Annotated in this window: 16 protein-coding genes; 2 read left to right on the forward strand and 14 right to left on the reverse strand. The window is 66.2% G+C overall.

Annotated features, from left to right (window positions below; translation table 11 throughout):
- Positions 1 to 110 precede the first annotated feature (110 nt).
- From H300_RS29250 to H300_RS29255, 8 genes are all read right to left on the reverse strand, one after another.
- Positions 111 to 1,052: a JmjC domain-containing protein gene (locus H300_RS29250; RefSeq protein ID WP_051269955.1), complete on the reverse strand. Its 942-nt coding sequence runs from the start codon at positions 1,050 to 1,052 to the stop codon at positions 111 to 113.
- 49 nt (positions 1,053 to 1,101) lie between these two features.
- Positions 1,102 to 1,851, reverse strand: a complete 750-nt coding sequence (locus H300_RS0111435) for a hypothetical protein (RefSeq protein WP_158678354.1) — start codon at positions 1,849 to 1,851, stop codon at positions 1,102 to 1,104.
- Entirely contained in the window at positions 1,851 to 2,789 is a 939-nt protein-coding gene (locus H300_RS26365; RefSeq protein WP_078515913.1) for an ABC transporter ATP-binding protein, read from the reverse strand. The genes H300_RS0111435 and H300_RS26365 overlap by 1 nt, the downstream gene beginning before the upstream one ends.
- Positions 2,786 to 3,613 (reverse strand): SagB/ThcOx family dehydrogenase, encoded by an 828-nt coding sequence (locus H300_RS0111445; RefSeq protein WP_028427537.1) that lies wholly within the window; start codon positions 3,611 to 3,613, stop codon positions 2,786 to 2,788. Before H300_RS0111445 ends, H300_RS26365 begins: the two co-directional genes overlap by 4 nt.
- A 12-nt stretch (positions 3,614 to 3,625) precedes the next feature.
- Positions 3,626 to 4,954 carry a YcaO-like family protein gene (locus H300_RS0111450; protein ID WP_078515914.1) on the reverse strand — a complete coding sequence of 443 codons (1,329 nt, stop codon included), beginning with the start codon at positions 4,952 to 4,954 and terminating at the stop codon, positions 3,626 to 3,628.
- Between the two features lie 13 nt (positions 4,955 to 4,967).
- Entirely contained in the window at positions 4,968 to 6,299 is a 1,332-nt protein-coding gene (locus tag H300_RS0111455; protein ID WP_028427539.1) for a YcaO-like family protein, read from the reverse strand.
- Positions 6,296 to 7,198: a TOMM precursor leader peptide-binding protein gene (locus H300_RS0111460; RefSeq protein WP_158678355.1), complete on the reverse strand. Its 903-nt coding sequence runs from the start codon at positions 7,196 to 7,198 to the stop codon at positions 6,296 to 6,298. Before H300_RS0111460 ends, H300_RS0111455 begins: the two co-directional genes overlap by 4 nt.
- 167 nt (positions 7,199 to 7,365) lie before the next feature.
- Complete coding sequence (locus H300_RS29255) at positions 7,366 to 8,307, reverse strand: JmjC domain-containing protein (RefSeq protein WP_028427541.1); 942 nt, start codon at positions 8,305 to 8,307, stop codon at positions 7,366 to 7,368.
- 1,094 nt (positions 8,308 to 9,401) lie between these two features.
- On the opposite strand from H300_RS29255, the gene H300_RS26375 reads away from it, so the two are divergent.
- Positions 9,402 to 10,391 (forward strand): helix-turn-helix domain-containing protein, encoded by a 990-nt coding sequence (locus H300_RS26375; RefSeq protein WP_486583702.1) that lies wholly within the window; start codon positions 9,402 to 9,404, stop codon positions 10,389 to 10,391.
- 104 nt (positions 10,392 to 10,495) lie between these two features.
- On the opposite strand, the gene H300_RS31480 is transcribed toward H300_RS26375, so the two are convergent.
- Complete coding sequence (locus H300_RS31480) at positions 10,496 to 10,633, reverse strand: hypothetical protein (protein ID WP_158678356.1); 138 nt, start codon at positions 10,631 to 10,633, stop codon at positions 10,496 to 10,498.
- A gap of 803 nt (positions 10,634 to 11,436) precedes the next feature.
- Here H300_RS31480 and H300_RS0111480 point away from each other — a divergent pair.
- A complete protein-coding gene (locus H300_RS0111480; protein ID WP_486583720.1) occupies positions 11,437 to 12,258 on the forward strand; it encodes an HARBI1 family protein in 822 nt (273 codons plus the stop codon).
- Between the two features lie 88 nt (positions 12,259 to 12,346).
- On the opposite strand, the gene H300_RS0111485 is transcribed toward H300_RS0111480, so the two are convergent.
- The 5 genes from H300_RS0111485 to H300_RS0111505 form a co-directional block, all read right to left on the reverse strand.
- Positions 12,347 to 13,213 (reverse strand): GNAT family N-acetyltransferase, encoded by an 867-nt coding sequence (locus H300_RS0111485; protein ID WP_028427543.1) that lies wholly within the window; start codon positions 13,211 to 13,213, stop codon positions 12,347 to 12,349.
- Between the two features lie 78 nt (positions 13,214 to 13,291).
- Positions 13,292 to 13,456 (reverse strand): hypothetical protein, encoded by a 165-nt coding sequence (locus H300_RS31840; RefSeq protein WP_169749684.1) that lies wholly within the window; start codon positions 13,454 to 13,456, stop codon positions 13,292 to 13,294.
- Positions 13,453 to 14,574 (reverse strand): radical SAM protein, encoded by a 1,122-nt coding sequence (locus H300_RS0111495; RefSeq protein WP_028427544.1) that lies wholly within the window; start codon positions 14,572 to 14,574, stop codon positions 13,453 to 13,455. The genes H300_RS31840 and H300_RS0111495 overlap by 4 nt, the downstream gene beginning before the upstream one ends.
- Positions 14,575 to 14,584: 10 nt before the next feature.
- Positions 14,585 to 15,163, reverse strand: a complete 579-nt coding sequence (locus H300_RS0111500) for a hypothetical protein (protein WP_028427545.1) — start codon at positions 15,161 to 15,163, stop codon at positions 14,585 to 14,587.
- Positions 15,160 to 15,561, reverse strand: coding sequence for an ATP-binding protein (locus H300_RS0111505; RefSeq protein WP_028427546.1), 402 nt, complete (start codon positions 15,559 to 15,561; stop codon positions 15,160 to 15,162). The genes H300_RS0111500 and H300_RS0111505 overlap by 4 nt, the downstream gene beginning before the upstream one ends.
- Positions 15,562 to 15,566 lie beyond the last annotated feature (5 nt).

A 15,566-nucleotide genomic window follows, 5' to 3' on the forward strand; every position in this document is an offset into this window, starting at 1 on the left:
GATGAGCGCACGGTGCCGGGTGCGTGCATCGGAAAGGCGGACGGACGTCCGCATACTGGTCGTGGGTGCCGACCCATCGACAGGAATGATGGAATCGGCAGTTCTGCCGGTTATCTGGATATTTCTCGGAGGCCGAGGACTCCGGCGAGTCGATCCTGCTCCCCGTACGTATCGGTGACGGACGTCCGCCACTTGTGGTGTGCTTGCGCTATTCCGCGAGAGGCGATATCCGCTGCTTCCTCCAGCGAGGTTTGCTCTCCGAACGATCCGTCCCATCCGGGGTAGATTCTCGTCTTCGGCAGATCAGGAAGGATTCGATGGAGATGCTCGTGGATGACCCATTCCGGGTCGATCGGTCTCGTGGTGATGGAGATGTGAAGGGACCAGTCGTCGGAACTCCGGGCTTGATGGGGCCGCCCAGCCGGCATGTAACAGACGTCGCCCGGGGTCAGAGTAAGACGGTGTGCTGGCTCGACCCCTTCGGGTACGGTCACGAGACCAGGCTCGCTCTGCCCGTCGAACGGGTCGAAAATGCGCCAGTGCTTGGTACCGGAGGACTGTACGACGATGACGTCCACCTTGTCCTGGTGAAGCGGAAGTGCCCCCCTGCTCGGCGGGCTCAGGAAAACCACGGCTTCCGCTATTCGACCGGTCGCTTCTTGCAGCATGCGACAGACATGCCTCAGTGCCCGGTTGTACTCGTGGACTCGATAGAGAATCAGACTCGCCCCGTCGGACAGAAAGTCCTCGACTCGTCTCAGATCCAGTCGGCCGATGGTGGGGGCGGCAACCCGCTCACTCAGACTGCCGTCACGCACCGTGTACTCAGTGGCATGAGCCATTCGGTGTTCCTTGGTGGAAACTGCCACGTACTCGGAGGTAGTCCGACTGTCGCAGAGCACCTCGTACAGATCCTGGAGCGTGAACAGAGCGGTTGCCTGGGGGCGTGACGTGGGAAAACAGCTGCGCCCCCAGTGCGCGGCGAGGTCGGCCTTGTTCGGCAGCGATTCGGGCCAACCGTCAGGCACAACCGTCGGGGCCGTGAAATTCATCAGAGTTCCTTCTCGTTGGGTTGAGGGACCTGTTCTCCTTCGGTCGCCCTCACTGCCGTGCCTCGGAACGTGAGGCGAGCCGGTGGGCGAGCAGCGACGCGGGCAGCGACCAGAGGGCGACCACTGCGACCCCGGACAGAAGGTCTGACCACTCGGCGCTGGTCACCGCAGCGGCGACGCGCTGAACAGCCTGCACCGGCAGGAGGAAGTCAACGGGTGCCAGGATGAGCGGCACGGCACTACGGGTCCACACTCCGGATGACCAGGTGATCGCGAGGAAGAGGACCGTGGTCAACGCCGGAGCGAAGTTGGGGTGCGCCCGGGCTCCGACACACGCGCTGGCCGGTGCGAACACCGCCACTGCCAAGGGCACCGAGACGGCCGCCCTGAGGATCGCGGACAGGTCGTACACGACGTCGAAACGAATCATTCCCGCGACCATGATGAGAGCGGCGGCGAGCCCGCCGGCCAGCACGACCAGGATCAGGCGGGCCCCGAGCCTCGCCCACACGGGGACGGGAAGCGTTCGCAGAAACGGGCTCCAGCGGTCCAACCGCTCCATCGCGACGCGACCGCCGCACTGGAAGAGCACCACCGCCAGCACGCCCAAGGTGACGAACACCAAGGTCACGTCGACGTAGGGCACTCCGTCGGCGTACCGGGTCAGCATGAGGAAGTAGAAGACCGTCATCCCCAGAGTGAACAGCGAAATGTACCAGAACCGCACGAAGAAGATCAGGTCCACCCGGACGAAGGCCATGATCTGTCGGAACAGGTTGCCACTGGTGTACTCGGCCATCACTGCCCCACCTGCGTTGACTCGCCTGCTGCCCTCGCGGGGACGGCGTCGGGGTGACGGCGTCCCCGTGGAGCGATGCCCCCGCTCAGTGCCGTGCAGACCTCCTCGACGGTCGGCCGCCGCTGGACGATGTGCCCGTCGGCGCACGCTCCCAGTTGCTCCAGCACCTCGTCGGGCCTCCGGGTGATGAGAAGAGTCCGTTCTCCGCTGTGCTGCACGTATACGCCATCGAGCAGCGGAAGATCGGCGCGGCGGGCTGTTTCGAGCACCACCAGCCCGGTACCGAGCACCAGGTCGGAAACAGTGCTGTCCGCTTTGACCCGCCCATTGGCGAGCACGAGCACCCGCTGTGCGATCGTCGAGACCTCGGCGAAGTCATGGGTCGCCAACAACAGAGTGCCTCCCGCGTCACAGAACTCCGTGATCAGTTCCCAGGAGGCCAACCGGCTCTCCGTGTCGAGACTGACGGTGGGTTCGTCGAGGATCACGAATCGCGGATGGCCGAGAAAGGCGAGCAGTAGGGCGAGTCGCCGTTTCTGACCGAGTGACAGAACGGAGGCGGAGCGGTCGAGCAGTGGCCCCAGTTGAAGTCTGTCGATCAGCCCGTCCGGCTGCGGCGCACCCTTGACGTCACGTACGAAGCGGATGGTCTCGCGGACCCGGAGCCCGTCGGGAAGGGCACTGAGCTGGGGAGCGTAGCCCACGGCCCGGCGGACGTCGTACGCGCTCGGTAGCTGGCCGAAGAGGCGGCACGAGCCGGCGCTCGGGCGCGTGAGGCCCAGCGCCAGTCGCAGCAGGGTGGACTTGCCGACGCCGTTGCGACCGAGCAGGGCCACGCTCTGACCGGCTTCGATGTCCACCGTGACGCTGTCAACGGCCGTGACGCCTCCGTAGAACTTGGAGACGTCCTGCATGGCCAGCGGTGGCATGGTGGTCATCGTGGACGCCCCAGCAGTACGGCGTTGAGGAAGGACTCGTCGACTCCGTCGATCTCGCAGAGCTCTTCCACCTCGGCGTCCCACAGCCCGGCGAACGGCACCACGCCCCAGCCGAACGCCTGTGCCGCCAGGGTCAGCTGCTGAATGACGGCCCCTGCTTCCATCATGGCGAGGCGATAGCCGCGGAGCTTGTACTTGAAGCGGCTGCGCCAGAACAACCCGTTGATCAGCACGATCGCCGGCACGGACGCCAACAGGTCCGGCTGGCTCCCCAGGCCCCCGACGATCTCGTCGTCGACCACGGGGCGCACTTCCTCCAAGGCGTGATCATGGATGTTGTAGTGGTAGAGACCTTTACTGCCGGAACCGGCGACATCGGCGAGCAGGTAGAGCTCAAGCGGGTAGAGGGCACCACCCGAGGCGACCGGTCGCGGTCGCCATGTGTCTGCCGGATGCCGCTCAGGATGGGCCCCGTAGCTCAGCCACAGGGCGCGGCCGAGCTGGTCGACGGGCAGTGGTTCCGCGACGAAGTCGCGGCACGAAGCGTTCCGGAACAGCGACGGATGGTGGGTGCGCTCACGCCCGACGTCGATCGCAGGCAGTTCGACTCGGGGAAGATGCGGCAGCGAACGCGCGCCGATGGCCGCACTTGCGCGGAGTTCGGGGTCGCTTTTCAAGCGACGGCCGTTGGTCTCCCGCCCCATGGTGACCCGCTGGAACTTCGACGCCTCGTGGAACTCCTCGGCAAGGTCGTACTCCGGGGGGTCGTCGTCCCCGAGGAACTCCCAGTAGCGTGGCGTGAAAATCGACGGTGCTTCTGGCATGACCGATGACTCCTACGGAAAGGGATGGGGTGCGTGGTTGAGATCCGCGAGCTCCGGCCGGTCGGTTCGCCAGCCGCGCCGGGTCGGCTCGTTGAGCAGCCGTTCGTTGGTCAGATGCCGGGCCTGGTGATCAGCGTCGAGCGGCATCAACTGCGGGGATACAACCTTGTACGTGAACAGTCCCGCCTCCGCGAGCTCCGGAGGCGTGAGATCCGTCGCATACAGATCGAACCGCCTGGCCGACAGGTGTTCCACCAGTCTCCGGAGTTCCCGCTGCGGTGAATCACCAGGCCGGTCGTACCGGTCGACCGGAAGCGTTCGGGAAGGCCGGTCCTCGAAGAGGAACTCAAGCTCTCTCTGGTTGTCGACGGTCGTGTAGTAACGGCCGTGCTCAGAGAAACCGCGTATCTGCTCGGGAGAAATATCCTGGACCCCGATGGCGAGCAGGTCCCTGCGCTGCATCGAATAGAAGGAGAGCGCCTCCCTGAGCGCCCGCCAGACGGCGTCGGTCAGGCGCCCGCCCGATCCTCCTCCGACGGCGTACTGAACCTCCCCCGCGACGGTGCCACGAACGACTCCGACGACCGTGGGCACCTCGTTGATCTCGGAGAGGTCGATGAGCCGGTAGTCCAGCCGACAGCCCGTCAGTATCGACTCGGCGCGGTGCGCGAGGCGGGATGACGGTTCCCAGGTGATATAGGGGAAACGGAGCTTGTGGTACCACATCAGCATGAACGCGTCTCGTTCGAGCAACTCGTAGAGGCCGGAAAGGCACGCCTCGGTCGGACCCGGGCCCGTAGCCGCTCCGTTGGAAGTGGCGATGCACCATCGCCCCTCATCCTGCAGGGGGTTCCCCGGATCGTTGCCGAAGCAGATGCAGTGGATCGCCGGCAACAGGGTGGCTGTTCCGGTGGCCAGATCGACCCCTTCGACCCACTGGATCTTCTTGCCACTCGCGGGAATATGCGCGAGGTTTCCCAGGCGGCTCACACCCGGCGGCAGAGAGAGCAGTTGTGCGGGCGGAAGATGGGGCACTCCCGTACTTTTGAGCTCCGCCACCGAAGCCCGGCGCGTCGGACGACCATCGACATCCATGATGCTGTATCGCTCGACAGCCTCGCCGAAGGTGCTCGTGCGAAGGCCGGCACGGTCGATGTCGAAGCCTTGTCCTCGGAATGCTGCCTCCATTCCGATCGGTCCCAGTTCCGTCTCCTTGAGTACCAGGTTTCCCACCTTCGGCTCGCCCGGAGCCCGAAGACCACGGAGCGGGCGCCGGCACAGCGCCACTACAGGACCGGCCAGGCGCTCAAGCTCGACCGAAGCACTTCCACTGTCTGGCATAGGGCTCGTACTCCTACGGAAACGGGTGCGGGGCGTGGTTGAGTTGCCCGAGAGTCGGCCGATCCGGTCTCCAGCCGCGGTCGGTGGGCTCGGTGATCAACCGCGTTCGATTGACGTGACGATTCTGGTGATCGTTGTCGAGCGGAATCAGCTCCGGCGAGACCACCTTGAAAGAATGGAGGTCGGGCGGCATCCCGGCAGGGGTCAGATCCACCGCATACGTGTGGATGCCCCGCCGGTGAAGCCGTCGGGTCAACTTCCGTAGTTCCTTGGCCGGCGTCCCGCCCGGGACCGCTTGCGCCTTTGGCACGGCAATCGACTCACGCTGTTCGAACAGGAAATCCAGCTCGTGACGGTGCGCCGGATTCGTGTAATAGCGCAACCGGTCGGTGAGGGTGAGGATGTCCTCCGGTTCGATCCTCGCGCCGCCACGCAGCACATCGTGGCGGGCCAGCGGGTAGAGGCCGGCCAGCTCCCTGGCCGCCTTCCAGACCGCGGTTTCCGGATCGAGCGCCGAACCGGCGCTGACGACCAACACCTCACGGTCGTGCAGCCGCCCCCGGGCGACCCCCACCACGACTGGCACACCGTGTACCTCGGTGAGGTCGATGAACCGGACATCGATCCGTGCCGGATCGAAGACGGCGCTGATCCGCTGGCCGAGCCGCTGGTGCCGATCGACGCGCAGGTAGGGAAACCGCAGGCGGTGGTACCACATGAGCATGAACGCGTCCCGCTCGAACAGCTCCAACAAGGCGGAAAGGCAAGCCTCCGCAGGGTTCGTCCCGGCCGCCGTCCCCTGGGACGTGGCAGCGCACCACTGCGGTTCTCCCGGATCCCCCGCACAGGTCAGGCAGCCGGGCGTTCCGCAATGCGGTTCGACGAAGATGCAGTACTGGGCCGGCACCAGGACGTCCTCTCCGGACACCAGGTCGACCGCGGTCATCCAGCGGACCGCCGTGTCGGCCCCGGGCGGTGGGTGAAAGGCCGTTGCGCTTCCCACGGGGTTCGTGCCGTGGGCCGGGGCGAGCTCTGAAGGGTCCAGATACCGTCGGCGCTGCGCCCGGAGTTCGGACATGGACACCGAGAGGGTCCGGGACGCGTCGAGGTCCCGGAGCCCGTACCGCTCGAAAGCCTCACCCACTGCCGCGTCGGACGCCACCCGGGCGACGAGGTCCCGCCCGGCCCCGCAGAACCACGGTCGTCCGTTCCCCAGCACCTGCGCGTAGGTCACGTCCTTGCAGATGACCTGACCCACCGAGGGCTCGTCCGGGTGATGTCGGGTGGCTGCCAGCCGTCCGGCAAGACTGACCACGGATCCGGTCAGCATGGTCAGCGAGGTCATACCACCACTGACTTCTCGGTCGGCTCGGCCGCATCGGAATCCGTGGACTCCTCGGGGGAGAAGTACTCGGTCCACAAGGTCGGCCTCGCGACGGAGGACCCCGGCCGGCACGCCGAGCACCGGGGAACACGGAGCACCAACTCGGAGCTGACGACCACACCGCGCTCGAAGGTCACCGTGCGGACCCCACCCGGGACGTAGGGGTTCGCACGGTTCTCCCACTCCTGGAGCTGCGCCACACCCAGCCCGGCCAATACCGTGGTCAGTGCAGCGGAGCCAAGTGGCCGCTCGTCGAGATTGCGGAGTTCCAGGAAATCCGAACCCAGCGCGTTGCGGGATGCCCGCCGACGGCGATAGCACTCGAAGCACGGAGTGGATTTGGGATACACATACGGGCCGACGACCGCAGCCTCACCGTCGTAGTGGCTGATCGGCAACCAGGGCTGCCGATTGTGATAGGCCGTCTCGTTCCATTCGGCGAGAAGCTCGTCGTTGGGGTCCTTCACCCATACCGTGGTGCAGACTCCGCTCGGCGTCGGGACGCCGACGATCTCGGACAGGTTCACCGCTCGGATTTCCCAGTGCGCGGGGCTCACGCGCGAGATCGCTTCAACCTCGCCAGGGCTGCCCGCCACCCGCATCACACGAATGGGATGCCGGTCATCGCTACCGGCCCCGTCCGTCCCGGACTCCTGTTCCTGCGACGACCATTCCCCGAGCAATCCACCCGGATAGTTGGACAGATCAGGGTTCGCAATGTCCATCACCATACCGTCTGCCAGCAACTGCGAACAGAGGCGAAACACGACGGGCCGCCACCGTTCGCCCATCTCATCGACTATGCCGGCAATGTTTCGCTCTCCGTCGACCAAGGGAAGCATATTTCCGAGCACGCTCACTATTCGACCCTCGTACCGCAGGTTGCGGCCGCCAGAGCGAAGCGTGGCCGAATTTTCTTGGAAAAAGCATGCCATCGCCGGTGCCAGCTGAAGAACTGAAGCATCCATAAGAGTCATTTATTTCGACCTCCGTACATGGGGACAAAGCGTGTACATCTGGAGAACGGTTATTCTTCAGTTCCCGGCACTTCAAGGATTGCTGCAACCTGATCGTGGAGTCGATACTCATCGGACAGAGGGGCTTTCCAGCAGTCAAACGCCGATGCCATCGAACGCGACATCATTTCCGCGGCTCGTTCCATAGCGGCGCGGTCAGAGATACTCCCGTCCCAACCGGGATAGACGTCGACATCCGAGATGTTCGGGAGGACGCGCTGAAAGCACTCTTCGAGAACTTGGGTCGGCCGGATCGGGGAGATGGTGAGCGAGATGTGGACCGACCAGTCATCAGCGCTTCGTGTCTGATGGGGGCGTCCCGCCGGGATGTAGCAGCTGTCCCCCGGGGTGAGAGTGATGCGATGCGCCGGCGACGCCCCGGCCGGTTTCATCACCGGACCGAACGTGTCCTGCCCCGGGAAGTGCTCGAATATCTGCCAGTTCTTGGTTCCGTGTGTCTGGATCACCACGACGTCCACTCGGTCCTGATGGAGCGGCAGAGCTCCTCTGCCGGGAGGGCTCAGGAACACGATGGCTTTCACCGGGCGGCCTGTACGGTCCTGCAAGCTCCGACAGATCTCCCTCACACCACTGTGGTAGGCCTGCACGTCGAGCAACATCAGACTGGATCCGCCGGCCAGGAACTCGGCGATCCTCGCCAGATCGAGCCTGTCCTTCGGATGGCCTGGCAGATTCTCTCCCGCCTTTGGGTCCACCGTGTACTCGGAGGCGTCTACGTTTCGGTAGTCCGCGGTGGAGATGGCAACATACCCGGGAGTGGTCCGGGCATCGCACAGCACATCGCGCACGTCCCGGAGGCCGAAGAGGAAACCCTGAGGGGCGCTTGGCGTGTAGAGGCAGTCACGTCCCCAGTGGGCGGCCAGCGCTCCCTCGTCGGGGAGAACGCCTGGCCAAGCACTGGAGCCGATTGCCGAGAACGGCGAGCTAGTCACGAGAACCTTCCACAATGTACCGGCCGGAAGTCGAGTCCAATGGTCTGCAGGGCGGCGTGGCTGTCGACGACGTACAGGCCGTCATCGACAGCCACCGGCTCAACTCATTCCGAGCCTACTTGCAGCCTGCTACGCAGAATGTGTAGCAGCCCACACAGCCGTCACCGATGATGACAAAGGGAGTCGCGCCCTCACCTACCTCGGTTACCGAGAGATCGAAGAGCGAGTCGAACTCGGCTTCCGAGAGTTGGGTTTCCTCTGCATCCATTTATTTCACCTCCTCTCGTTGGTAAGCATTCCGGGCATCTTCGCGCTCGCTGCATGTACGAGGTCGCCCTTTCATGTTCGTGAGGGAACCAGACCTGGGCTGGTGAAAACGCATGGCGGGTGCTGCTCATGGGCACCGGAGACGGTGGCCAGACCTGGCCACTGGGTGTGCTGGTCGTTTGCCCCGAAGAGGCGCTCGTCCAGCCCCGAGGCTGCCCGCTTGCCTGAGTCGAGCTGCTCTGTCCTGCGACCCTGTGGACAAGCGCACGGCGTGGGAGGCGGTGCACCGCAAGGCGGAAGAAGGTCCCCACGATGGTCGTACGAGGATGTTCCGACCACGCGTCGAGCTGCCGTAGCTGTCGTCGTGTGCCGCCCGAGGAGTGGCGGACCGGCGCCTACATACGCGCCCACGGTTTCCGTGCGGTGCGCGCGGCGCCACTACCGTTCAGCACAGTCGACAAACTGCGTGGTGTGCTCCTCGACACGTGACTCCTCTCGCCACGACGTATCAACCGATGTGCTCCGTTCCAGGGCTGCTCTCCCACGGGCGTGTGCAGGTTTCCCGCACTCCCCCATGGAGCGCGGGTGATTAGGAGGCTAGTGGGCGAGTGCGGACCCGACTGTGCTGTACGTGTACAGGCCTGTGCCAGTTGTGCACGCCCGGACCGGCCGACGGTCCCGCGGCTCTTGCGCACCGGGTCACGGCGGGCCCATCCTGATCTGCGCGTACGGGAACCAAACTGAGGAGCGGTCGCGTGGGGGGATCGAACCATCGGGGCACCACGCCGTCAGCCGGCCCCGGGTATTCGGACACCGAACCGCGACACGTGGTGGTGGACACGTCGACCGTGCTGCCGAACGAGCGTGAGGACACGGTTCGGCACGCCCTGTGGGAGTCCTACTCGCGGGTCGAGATCGAACACCATTCCCCCACGGGGCTGGTCTCCGGGCGCATGAAGGTCGGCAGAGTGGGTCCCCTCAGGGTCTGCTCCGCACACGGGACCCCGTTGACCGTCCACCGTACGGCGCGGCTGGCCTGTGAGGACGAAGAACGAGCGGTCTTCCTGGGCCTTCAGATGACGGGCACCAATATGGTGACGCAGTACGGTCGTCAGGGGCTGGTCGGACCGGGCCACCTGGTGCTCCTGGAGTCGCACGTTCCGTACACCCTCCGTTTCGACCAAGGCATCGGGTATCACTCCCTGCGCATCCCGCGCCGGGTCCTCGCACTTCCGGACAAGGCCCTGCGCGAGATCGCGGCAACTCCCCTCGGTCCCGAGAACCCCACAGCTCTCATTGCCTTCACGTACTTCACCAAGCTGGCAACAAGTGCGGACCTCCATCACGGAGCCCACGCCGAGGCCCTGGTGGCACCCAGCATCGAGCTCCTGCGTGCCGTGGTGAGCTGCCAATTCGGCGCCTCCTACACCGGCGCAGAATCGCGGGGGGACGTACCTCTCAGTCTGCGGATCACCCAGCACATCCGGGCGCATCTGGCCGACCCCGCGTTGTCGGCCGCGCGCATCGCCAACGCCCAAGGCATCTCGACCCGCCATCTCTATGCCGTGCTCGCCCGCTCCGGCATCAGCCTCGGAGACTGGATCCGCTCGCACCGCCTGGCCGAATGCAGGCGCGAACTCGCCGAACCAAACGCCCGGTTCCGGACTGTCGAGGGAATCGGACGGAGCTGGGGCTTTGTCGACGCGTCGCACTTCAGCAGGGTGTTCAAACAGGAGTACGGCATGTCGCCGCGGGACTGGCGCGAGCAGCACCACCCAGACCGGCCGGAGCAGGACAGGCCCCGGAAGCACACGTAACCGCTCGATGCACGCCACCTGAACCGCACCGGCGAGCCGGGACGGGCTCGCCTCCCGGCGCCGGACCCGGTGCGCGGTGATCAGCGCGTTGCACACCATCCTGGTCACCGGCAGCCCAGGCACGGTCCACGGACGCGCACAGCGCCACCGACGGCAGTCAGAGCGAAGAGCAGCACTGCGGCCACGGCCGTGACCAGCGCGGTCAGCCCCGGGATCTCCCCGTCCGCGGCAGACGCGTCCACGATGGCGAGGTTGAAGAGAATGAGCGGCGGGACAGCCGATGATGACGACTGTCGCCACAGCGAGCACCTGTGCCCTCAGCAACCGCTCCCACAGCGCCGCGCGAAGAACGAAGGGTAGCCGGAACTCCGCCATAGCCTCCTCCAGCCGGGGCCGCATCCGCAACCGGCCTCCGCGTGCACGCGGAACACCACGGCGACATCGCCACCCCAGCACCACCCACACACACGCCATATAGGCCCACCGCACCAACGTCGGCGCGACCAGTAGGCCGTAGACGGCGCCCCCCACCATCCAGGCAAGGTCGGTCGCGAGCTGGTCCTGCAGTTGTTCTGCCCGGCTCGTTCGCCTCCTCCGGTCCGTACGGGCCGGTGCCACCCGGCTTCCCGGCTTCCCGGCTTCCCGGCTTCGGACCAACAGAGCGGGAACGGACGGTTTCTTGTCAGGGTTCCACAAGAGCCGTCGCGCCGGAGAGCAACCACCCAACCACACCGTGTCCAACCACGGGCACACACGCTGCACGCTCGTCCAACCCTTGTCCCATCAGGGCTCACGCAGACATAAGACGATCGCCCAGCCAGCGCTCCATCCGACTCCGGAACAGGAAAAACCCCAGGTCACACGAGGTGTGACCTGGGGTCTAGGTGAGCCGCCTAGTGAGCCTTTCCCAGTAAGCGCCCGTCGCTCGGCGTGATCACGATGCTGGCGCTGCGGCCCGTGAGCTCCCTAAGTCCGGGCAGATGTGAGGCCCCTGGTAGGAACGATCTTGCGAAGGATAGTTCTGACCGAGGGGCCTCACGTGTCGATCAGTGTTACATACACCGCCGTGCTCGATGTGAAGCGGTCCACCGCCGAGCACCTGGCCCTGCTGCTGCGCGATCACCGCGTCGCAGCCAGGACTCGCAAGGGTCGTCGTGCGCTGGGCTGCTTCCGTCAGGCGGTGTTGATCCTGCGTTGGTTCATCGACGACACCCGCCTTCCCCAACTCGCCTGCGACAACGGCCTGTCGGCCCCCACCGCCTACCGCTACCTCCACGAGGGGCTGACCGTTCTGGCAGCCGGGGCACCGGACCTCGCGACCGCGCTGGAGCGCGCGAAGGCGGCCGGGCTGACACACCTGAACTTGGACGGGACCGTCATCCGCACCGACCGCGTCGCCGCCCCCGGCCCCAACGGCGCAGACCTCTGGTGGTCCGGAAAACACAAGCACCACGGCGGGAACGTGCAGGTCATCGCCACCCCGGACGGCTGGCCGATCTGGGTCTCACCGGTACGCCCGGGCAGGGAGCACGACACCACCTGCGCCCGCCACCACGGCCTGATCGACGCCCTCAACGGGATCGCCGCCGAGCTGGACATGCCCACCCTGGTCGACCTCGGCTACGAGAACGCCGGCGACGGCTTCCGCCACCCACGCAAGAAGCCCACCGGAGGCGAGCTGACCGAAGCCCAACAGACCTACAACAAGGTCATCCGCGGCATCCACGGGGTCTGTGAACGCGCCAACTCCCTGCTCAAAACCACCTTCAAGGCCCTGCGCAGGGTCAGCCTCGACCCCAGCCGCATCACGAAGATCGCCGCCGCAGCCCTCGTCCTGCTCCAGCTCGAGTACGGCCGCACCATCTGAACGATCACGCAACGGCACGATCCATTACTGGGAAAGGCTCACTGACACCTGGCGGCCTGATCGTTAGCAGGAACGTACCAAGCTTGCGTCAGACCCTCCTGTTGTGGAGAAAACCCAGCGTGGCGAGCCCTTCGCTGCGACAGAGGTGATCCGAGGCTCCCCGGACTTCGGTCTGGACGAGCTGGTAAACCGCGCCGTAACTCTGGCCCCAGTGCATGGCCGCCCGCCACAGGTGCCGACCGAGTCCGTGGCCGCGAGCCTCTGGGTGCACGGCGAAGTATTGCGGCATGAGCTGGTCGGCACCCGTGGGGTCGGGACAGATCTCCATGGGGCCGATGGCACCGACAACACGATCCTCCACCACGGCCGCGAGGACCGGGCCGCATCCCTTGGTCTTCATCTGACGGTCTAGGAAGGCGAAGCCGTCGGCAGCCATGGTCTGGGCGAAGGCGGTAAAGGTGCCGCGGATGTGGAGGGGCCAGTCTTCGAGCCGACGGACGGGGCCGGCGGAGGGGGGACAGTACCGCGCCGTAAAGTCCTTGAGTTGGATGCGGACGCCATGTGTATGAGTCGTCTCCGGGCCCAGTGGCCGGACAACACGAGCAGAGGCTGCTCCGTGAAGGGCCGCGAGCTTCGCTGCGAGTTCGGCGGCCTGGTACAGGACGTCGCTCCGGTGACCGTAGGCGAAGACCTTCACCGCTCGTCGGCCGCGCGTCAGCAGAGTCGGGATGAGTGTGTGGTCAGGGTGGTGGACCACGTCGCCAGGAAGAACGACCTCCTGCTTCTCGTTGCCCCAGCGGCGGTCCTTGTCGTACGGCAGGAAGCGCCGGTCGGCGGCCACGAGGAGGGTGGCTTCGAAGAGGTCCACGGTCAGGGCGTGCGGGTGGACGGGGCCGAGGGTGGGCACGACCGGTGCGGTGAGCACGGGGCGGAGCCAGTCCCAGCGGAAGAGCATGCGGGCACCTTAGCGCTGTACATGAGGGTGCTCCGGCCCGTCGGTGGGACAGGCCGGAGCACATCGGTCGGGCCGGAATTAGTGGGGGTTGTCGTCGCCGGCGTCGCAGGAGCATTCGGCGCTCTCGACGACGTCATCCAGGTCCGCGACGAGCGTCACAGCGGCCGATGCCACCGGCGGCGCTGCGCGGCGCGCACTGGGGGGCGAGCCTGTCAGGATCTGCACCGGTACGGGTCCGGTCATGAGGTCACCTTCTCCTTGTCTCCGTGCTGGCAGTAGCTGTGCAGCGGCGCCTTCGCCTCCTGGTAGTGCTTGGCCAGGGGACGGCAGACCCGGCAGGTGCCGGACAGGGCGCAGCCCTCGCACCCTCCGGTGCGAAGCATCAGACGGTCGGCGATCGTGCCGAGCCGTCGCAGTCCTTCGATGCCTTCGGCCATGAGGTCGATCTGGTCGTCGCGGCCGACCTTGCAGATCGAGACCTTGGCGTGCGGGTCGGCGTGGAAGAAGGTGTGGCCCGCGTTGCATCCGGCGAACGGCTTGCGCTGGCGCAGGTGGTCTGCCGACTGGGCGAGGAGGGGTTCGCCGCCGCCGTAGATCGTCGGGGTCATGTTGGTGTACGCGTGGTGCTCCACGCCCCACTCCTGTGCGAGCGCGGCCACTTCGTCGGCTTCGCTCGCGTTGTCCTCTGTGACCACGATGTTGATGCGCAGCGGCAGCCCTGCGGCGCGAGCGGCGTCCATGCCGCGCCGGAACGCCTTCCACGCTCCGCGCCGCTGGGTGAGGGCGTCGAAGGACTCCTCGCTCGCGCCGTACATGCTGACGACGAGGCGGTACGGCGGGCACTCCTGGAAAAGCTGGAGCAGGTCGGGGCGGAACAGCAGGGAGCCGTTGGTGGAAATCGTGAGCATCATTCCGGCCAGCCAGGCGTACCGGTAGGCGTTCTGGAAGTGCGGGTCCATGGTCGGTTCGCCGCCGGTGATCTGGAGCCAGATGACGCCGGCTTCGCGCATGATGTCCAGGAGCTTGACCTTGTCCTCCCAGGTAAGGTTGGAGAAGGGACGTTCGCCGAGATAGCAGTGCTTGCAGCCGAAGTTGCATCCGAGGTTGATCTCCCAGGAGGCCCGGCAGTATCCGTACGTAGACGGCTCGCGGATCAGGATCGTGTCCGCGGTCGGGGCGCCGGCGACATCGAGGCCCCAGGCTTCGGCCGCCAGGTCGACCGCCCAATCCGGCGGGGGCTGCGCGCCATCGGCGACGTGGAGCTGCTCGTAGTGGGTGGCCGGGATTCGGGCGCCGGATCGTGCTCCGGGGCGCAGCAGGAGGTGGCCGTCGAGAAACGGGGCGGCGATGAGCTGATGCATGGCGTGCCCTTCATGGTTCGAGTCGGCAGTGCAGGGAGCAGTCCGGGCATGCGCGGCCCGAGATCGGGTCGGTGCCGCTGCCGCCGCAGGTCGAGCAGACGTCAGCGCTCGGGGTTGGCGGCGGGAGCTGGACGCGCCCGAACAGCAGTCGGTCGCCTGCAAGGGCGGCGTCCAGGTAGGTGTCGAGGCGAGCGGCGCCCGCGGACTGCGGCAGCGGGTCGAGACCGAGCAGGAGGATCGCCTGGTCGGTGCGGGTGACCAGTTCGGTCCAGGTACGGCGAGTGGGTAGCTGCAGTCGCCGGGAAGCCTCAGGGATGTGCAGCAGCACGCGGTCGCCGACGAGTTGTAGGCAGCTCTCCAGCTCCGGGATGACTTCAAGGGCTCCGGTCAGGCCACCGAGGCGCGCGGACAGTCGCCGCATTCGGTCCTCGGCCGGCACGGCGGTGCCGCCATCAGTCAGGACCGGGGTGTGCGTGATCAGGATGTGCGCGATCTCCCGGCCGTCCGGTCCTGCACCCTGCCAAGTCCAGGCTGCGAGCGACACCAGTAGGCGTAGATCAGGGCCCGGCGGGGTGAGAGCGACGCTCATGCTGACGTCCCACCCGGGGCTTTGAAGCACGACCAGACGATCTTCCCGAACGGGGTGCGGTCCTCCACGCCCCAGCCGTCGGCAAGCGCGGTCACCAGGAGCAGCCCGCGGCCGGCGGTGTCCGTGTCGCCGGGATGACGGGGGTGGGGGTGCTGGCGGCGGCTGTCGTGTACTTCCAGGCGCACGACTTCGTCGTCGACGTCGAGTCTGACGAGAAAGCCGCAGCCGGGATCAGTCCCGTGGAGCACGGCGTTAGTGGCGAGTTCGGAGACGCAGAGTCGGACGTCGTCGCCTCGGTCCAGCACACCCCAGATGGTCAGGGCCTCGGTGGTGAAGGCCCGCGCCTCGCTGACCGATTCGGGCCGGGACTCGAAGAACTTCTGGATCGTCTTGGTCATCGCGA

The sequence above is a fragment of the Streptomyces sp. TAA040 genome (genome assembly GCF_000424845.1).

Coding starts and splice junctions, on each gene's coding strand:
- H300_RS29250 (WP_051269955.1), bottom strand. CDS start 1,052: ATGAATTTCACGGCCCCGACGGTTGTGCCTGACGGTTGGCCCGAATCG.
- H300_RS0111435 (WP_158678354.1), bottom strand. CDS start 1,851: ATGGCCGAGTACACCAGTGGCAACCTGTTCCGACAGATCATGGCCTTC.
- H300_RS26365 (WP_078515913.1), bottom strand. CDS start 2,789: ATGACCACCATGCCACCGCTGGCCATGCAGGACGTCTCCAAGTTCTAC.
- H300_RS0111445 (WP_028427537.1), bottom strand. CDS start 3,613: ATGCCAGAAGCACCGTCGATTTTCACGCCACGCTACTGGGAGTTCCTC.
- H300_RS0111450 (WP_078515914.1), bottom strand. CDS start 4,954: ATGCCAGACAGTGGAAGTGCTTCGGTCGAGCTTGAGCGCCTGGCCGGT.
- H300_RS0111455 (WP_028427539.1), bottom strand. CDS start 6,299: ATGACCTCGCTGACCATGCTGACCGGATCCGTGGTCAGTCTTGCCGGA.
- H300_RS0111485 (WP_028427543.1), bottom strand. CDS start 13,213: ATGCTCTTCCGCTGGGACTGGCTCCGCCCCGTGCTCACCGCACCGGTC.
- H300_RS31840 (WP_169749684.1), bottom strand. CDS start 13,456: ATGACCGGACCCGTACCGGTGCAGATCCTGACAGGCTCGCCCCCCAGT.
- H300_RS0111495 (WP_028427544.1), bottom strand. CDS start 14,574: ATGCATCAGCTCATCGCCGCCCCGTTTCTCGACGGCCACCTCCTGCTG.
- H300_RS0111500 (WP_028427545.1), bottom strand. CDS start 15,163: ATGAGCGTCGCTCTCACCCCGCCGGGCCCTGATCTACGCCTACTGGTG.
- H300_RS0111505 (WP_028427546.1), bottom strand. CDS start 15,561: ATGACCAAGACGATCCAGAAGTTCTTCGAGTCCCGGCCCGAATCGGTC.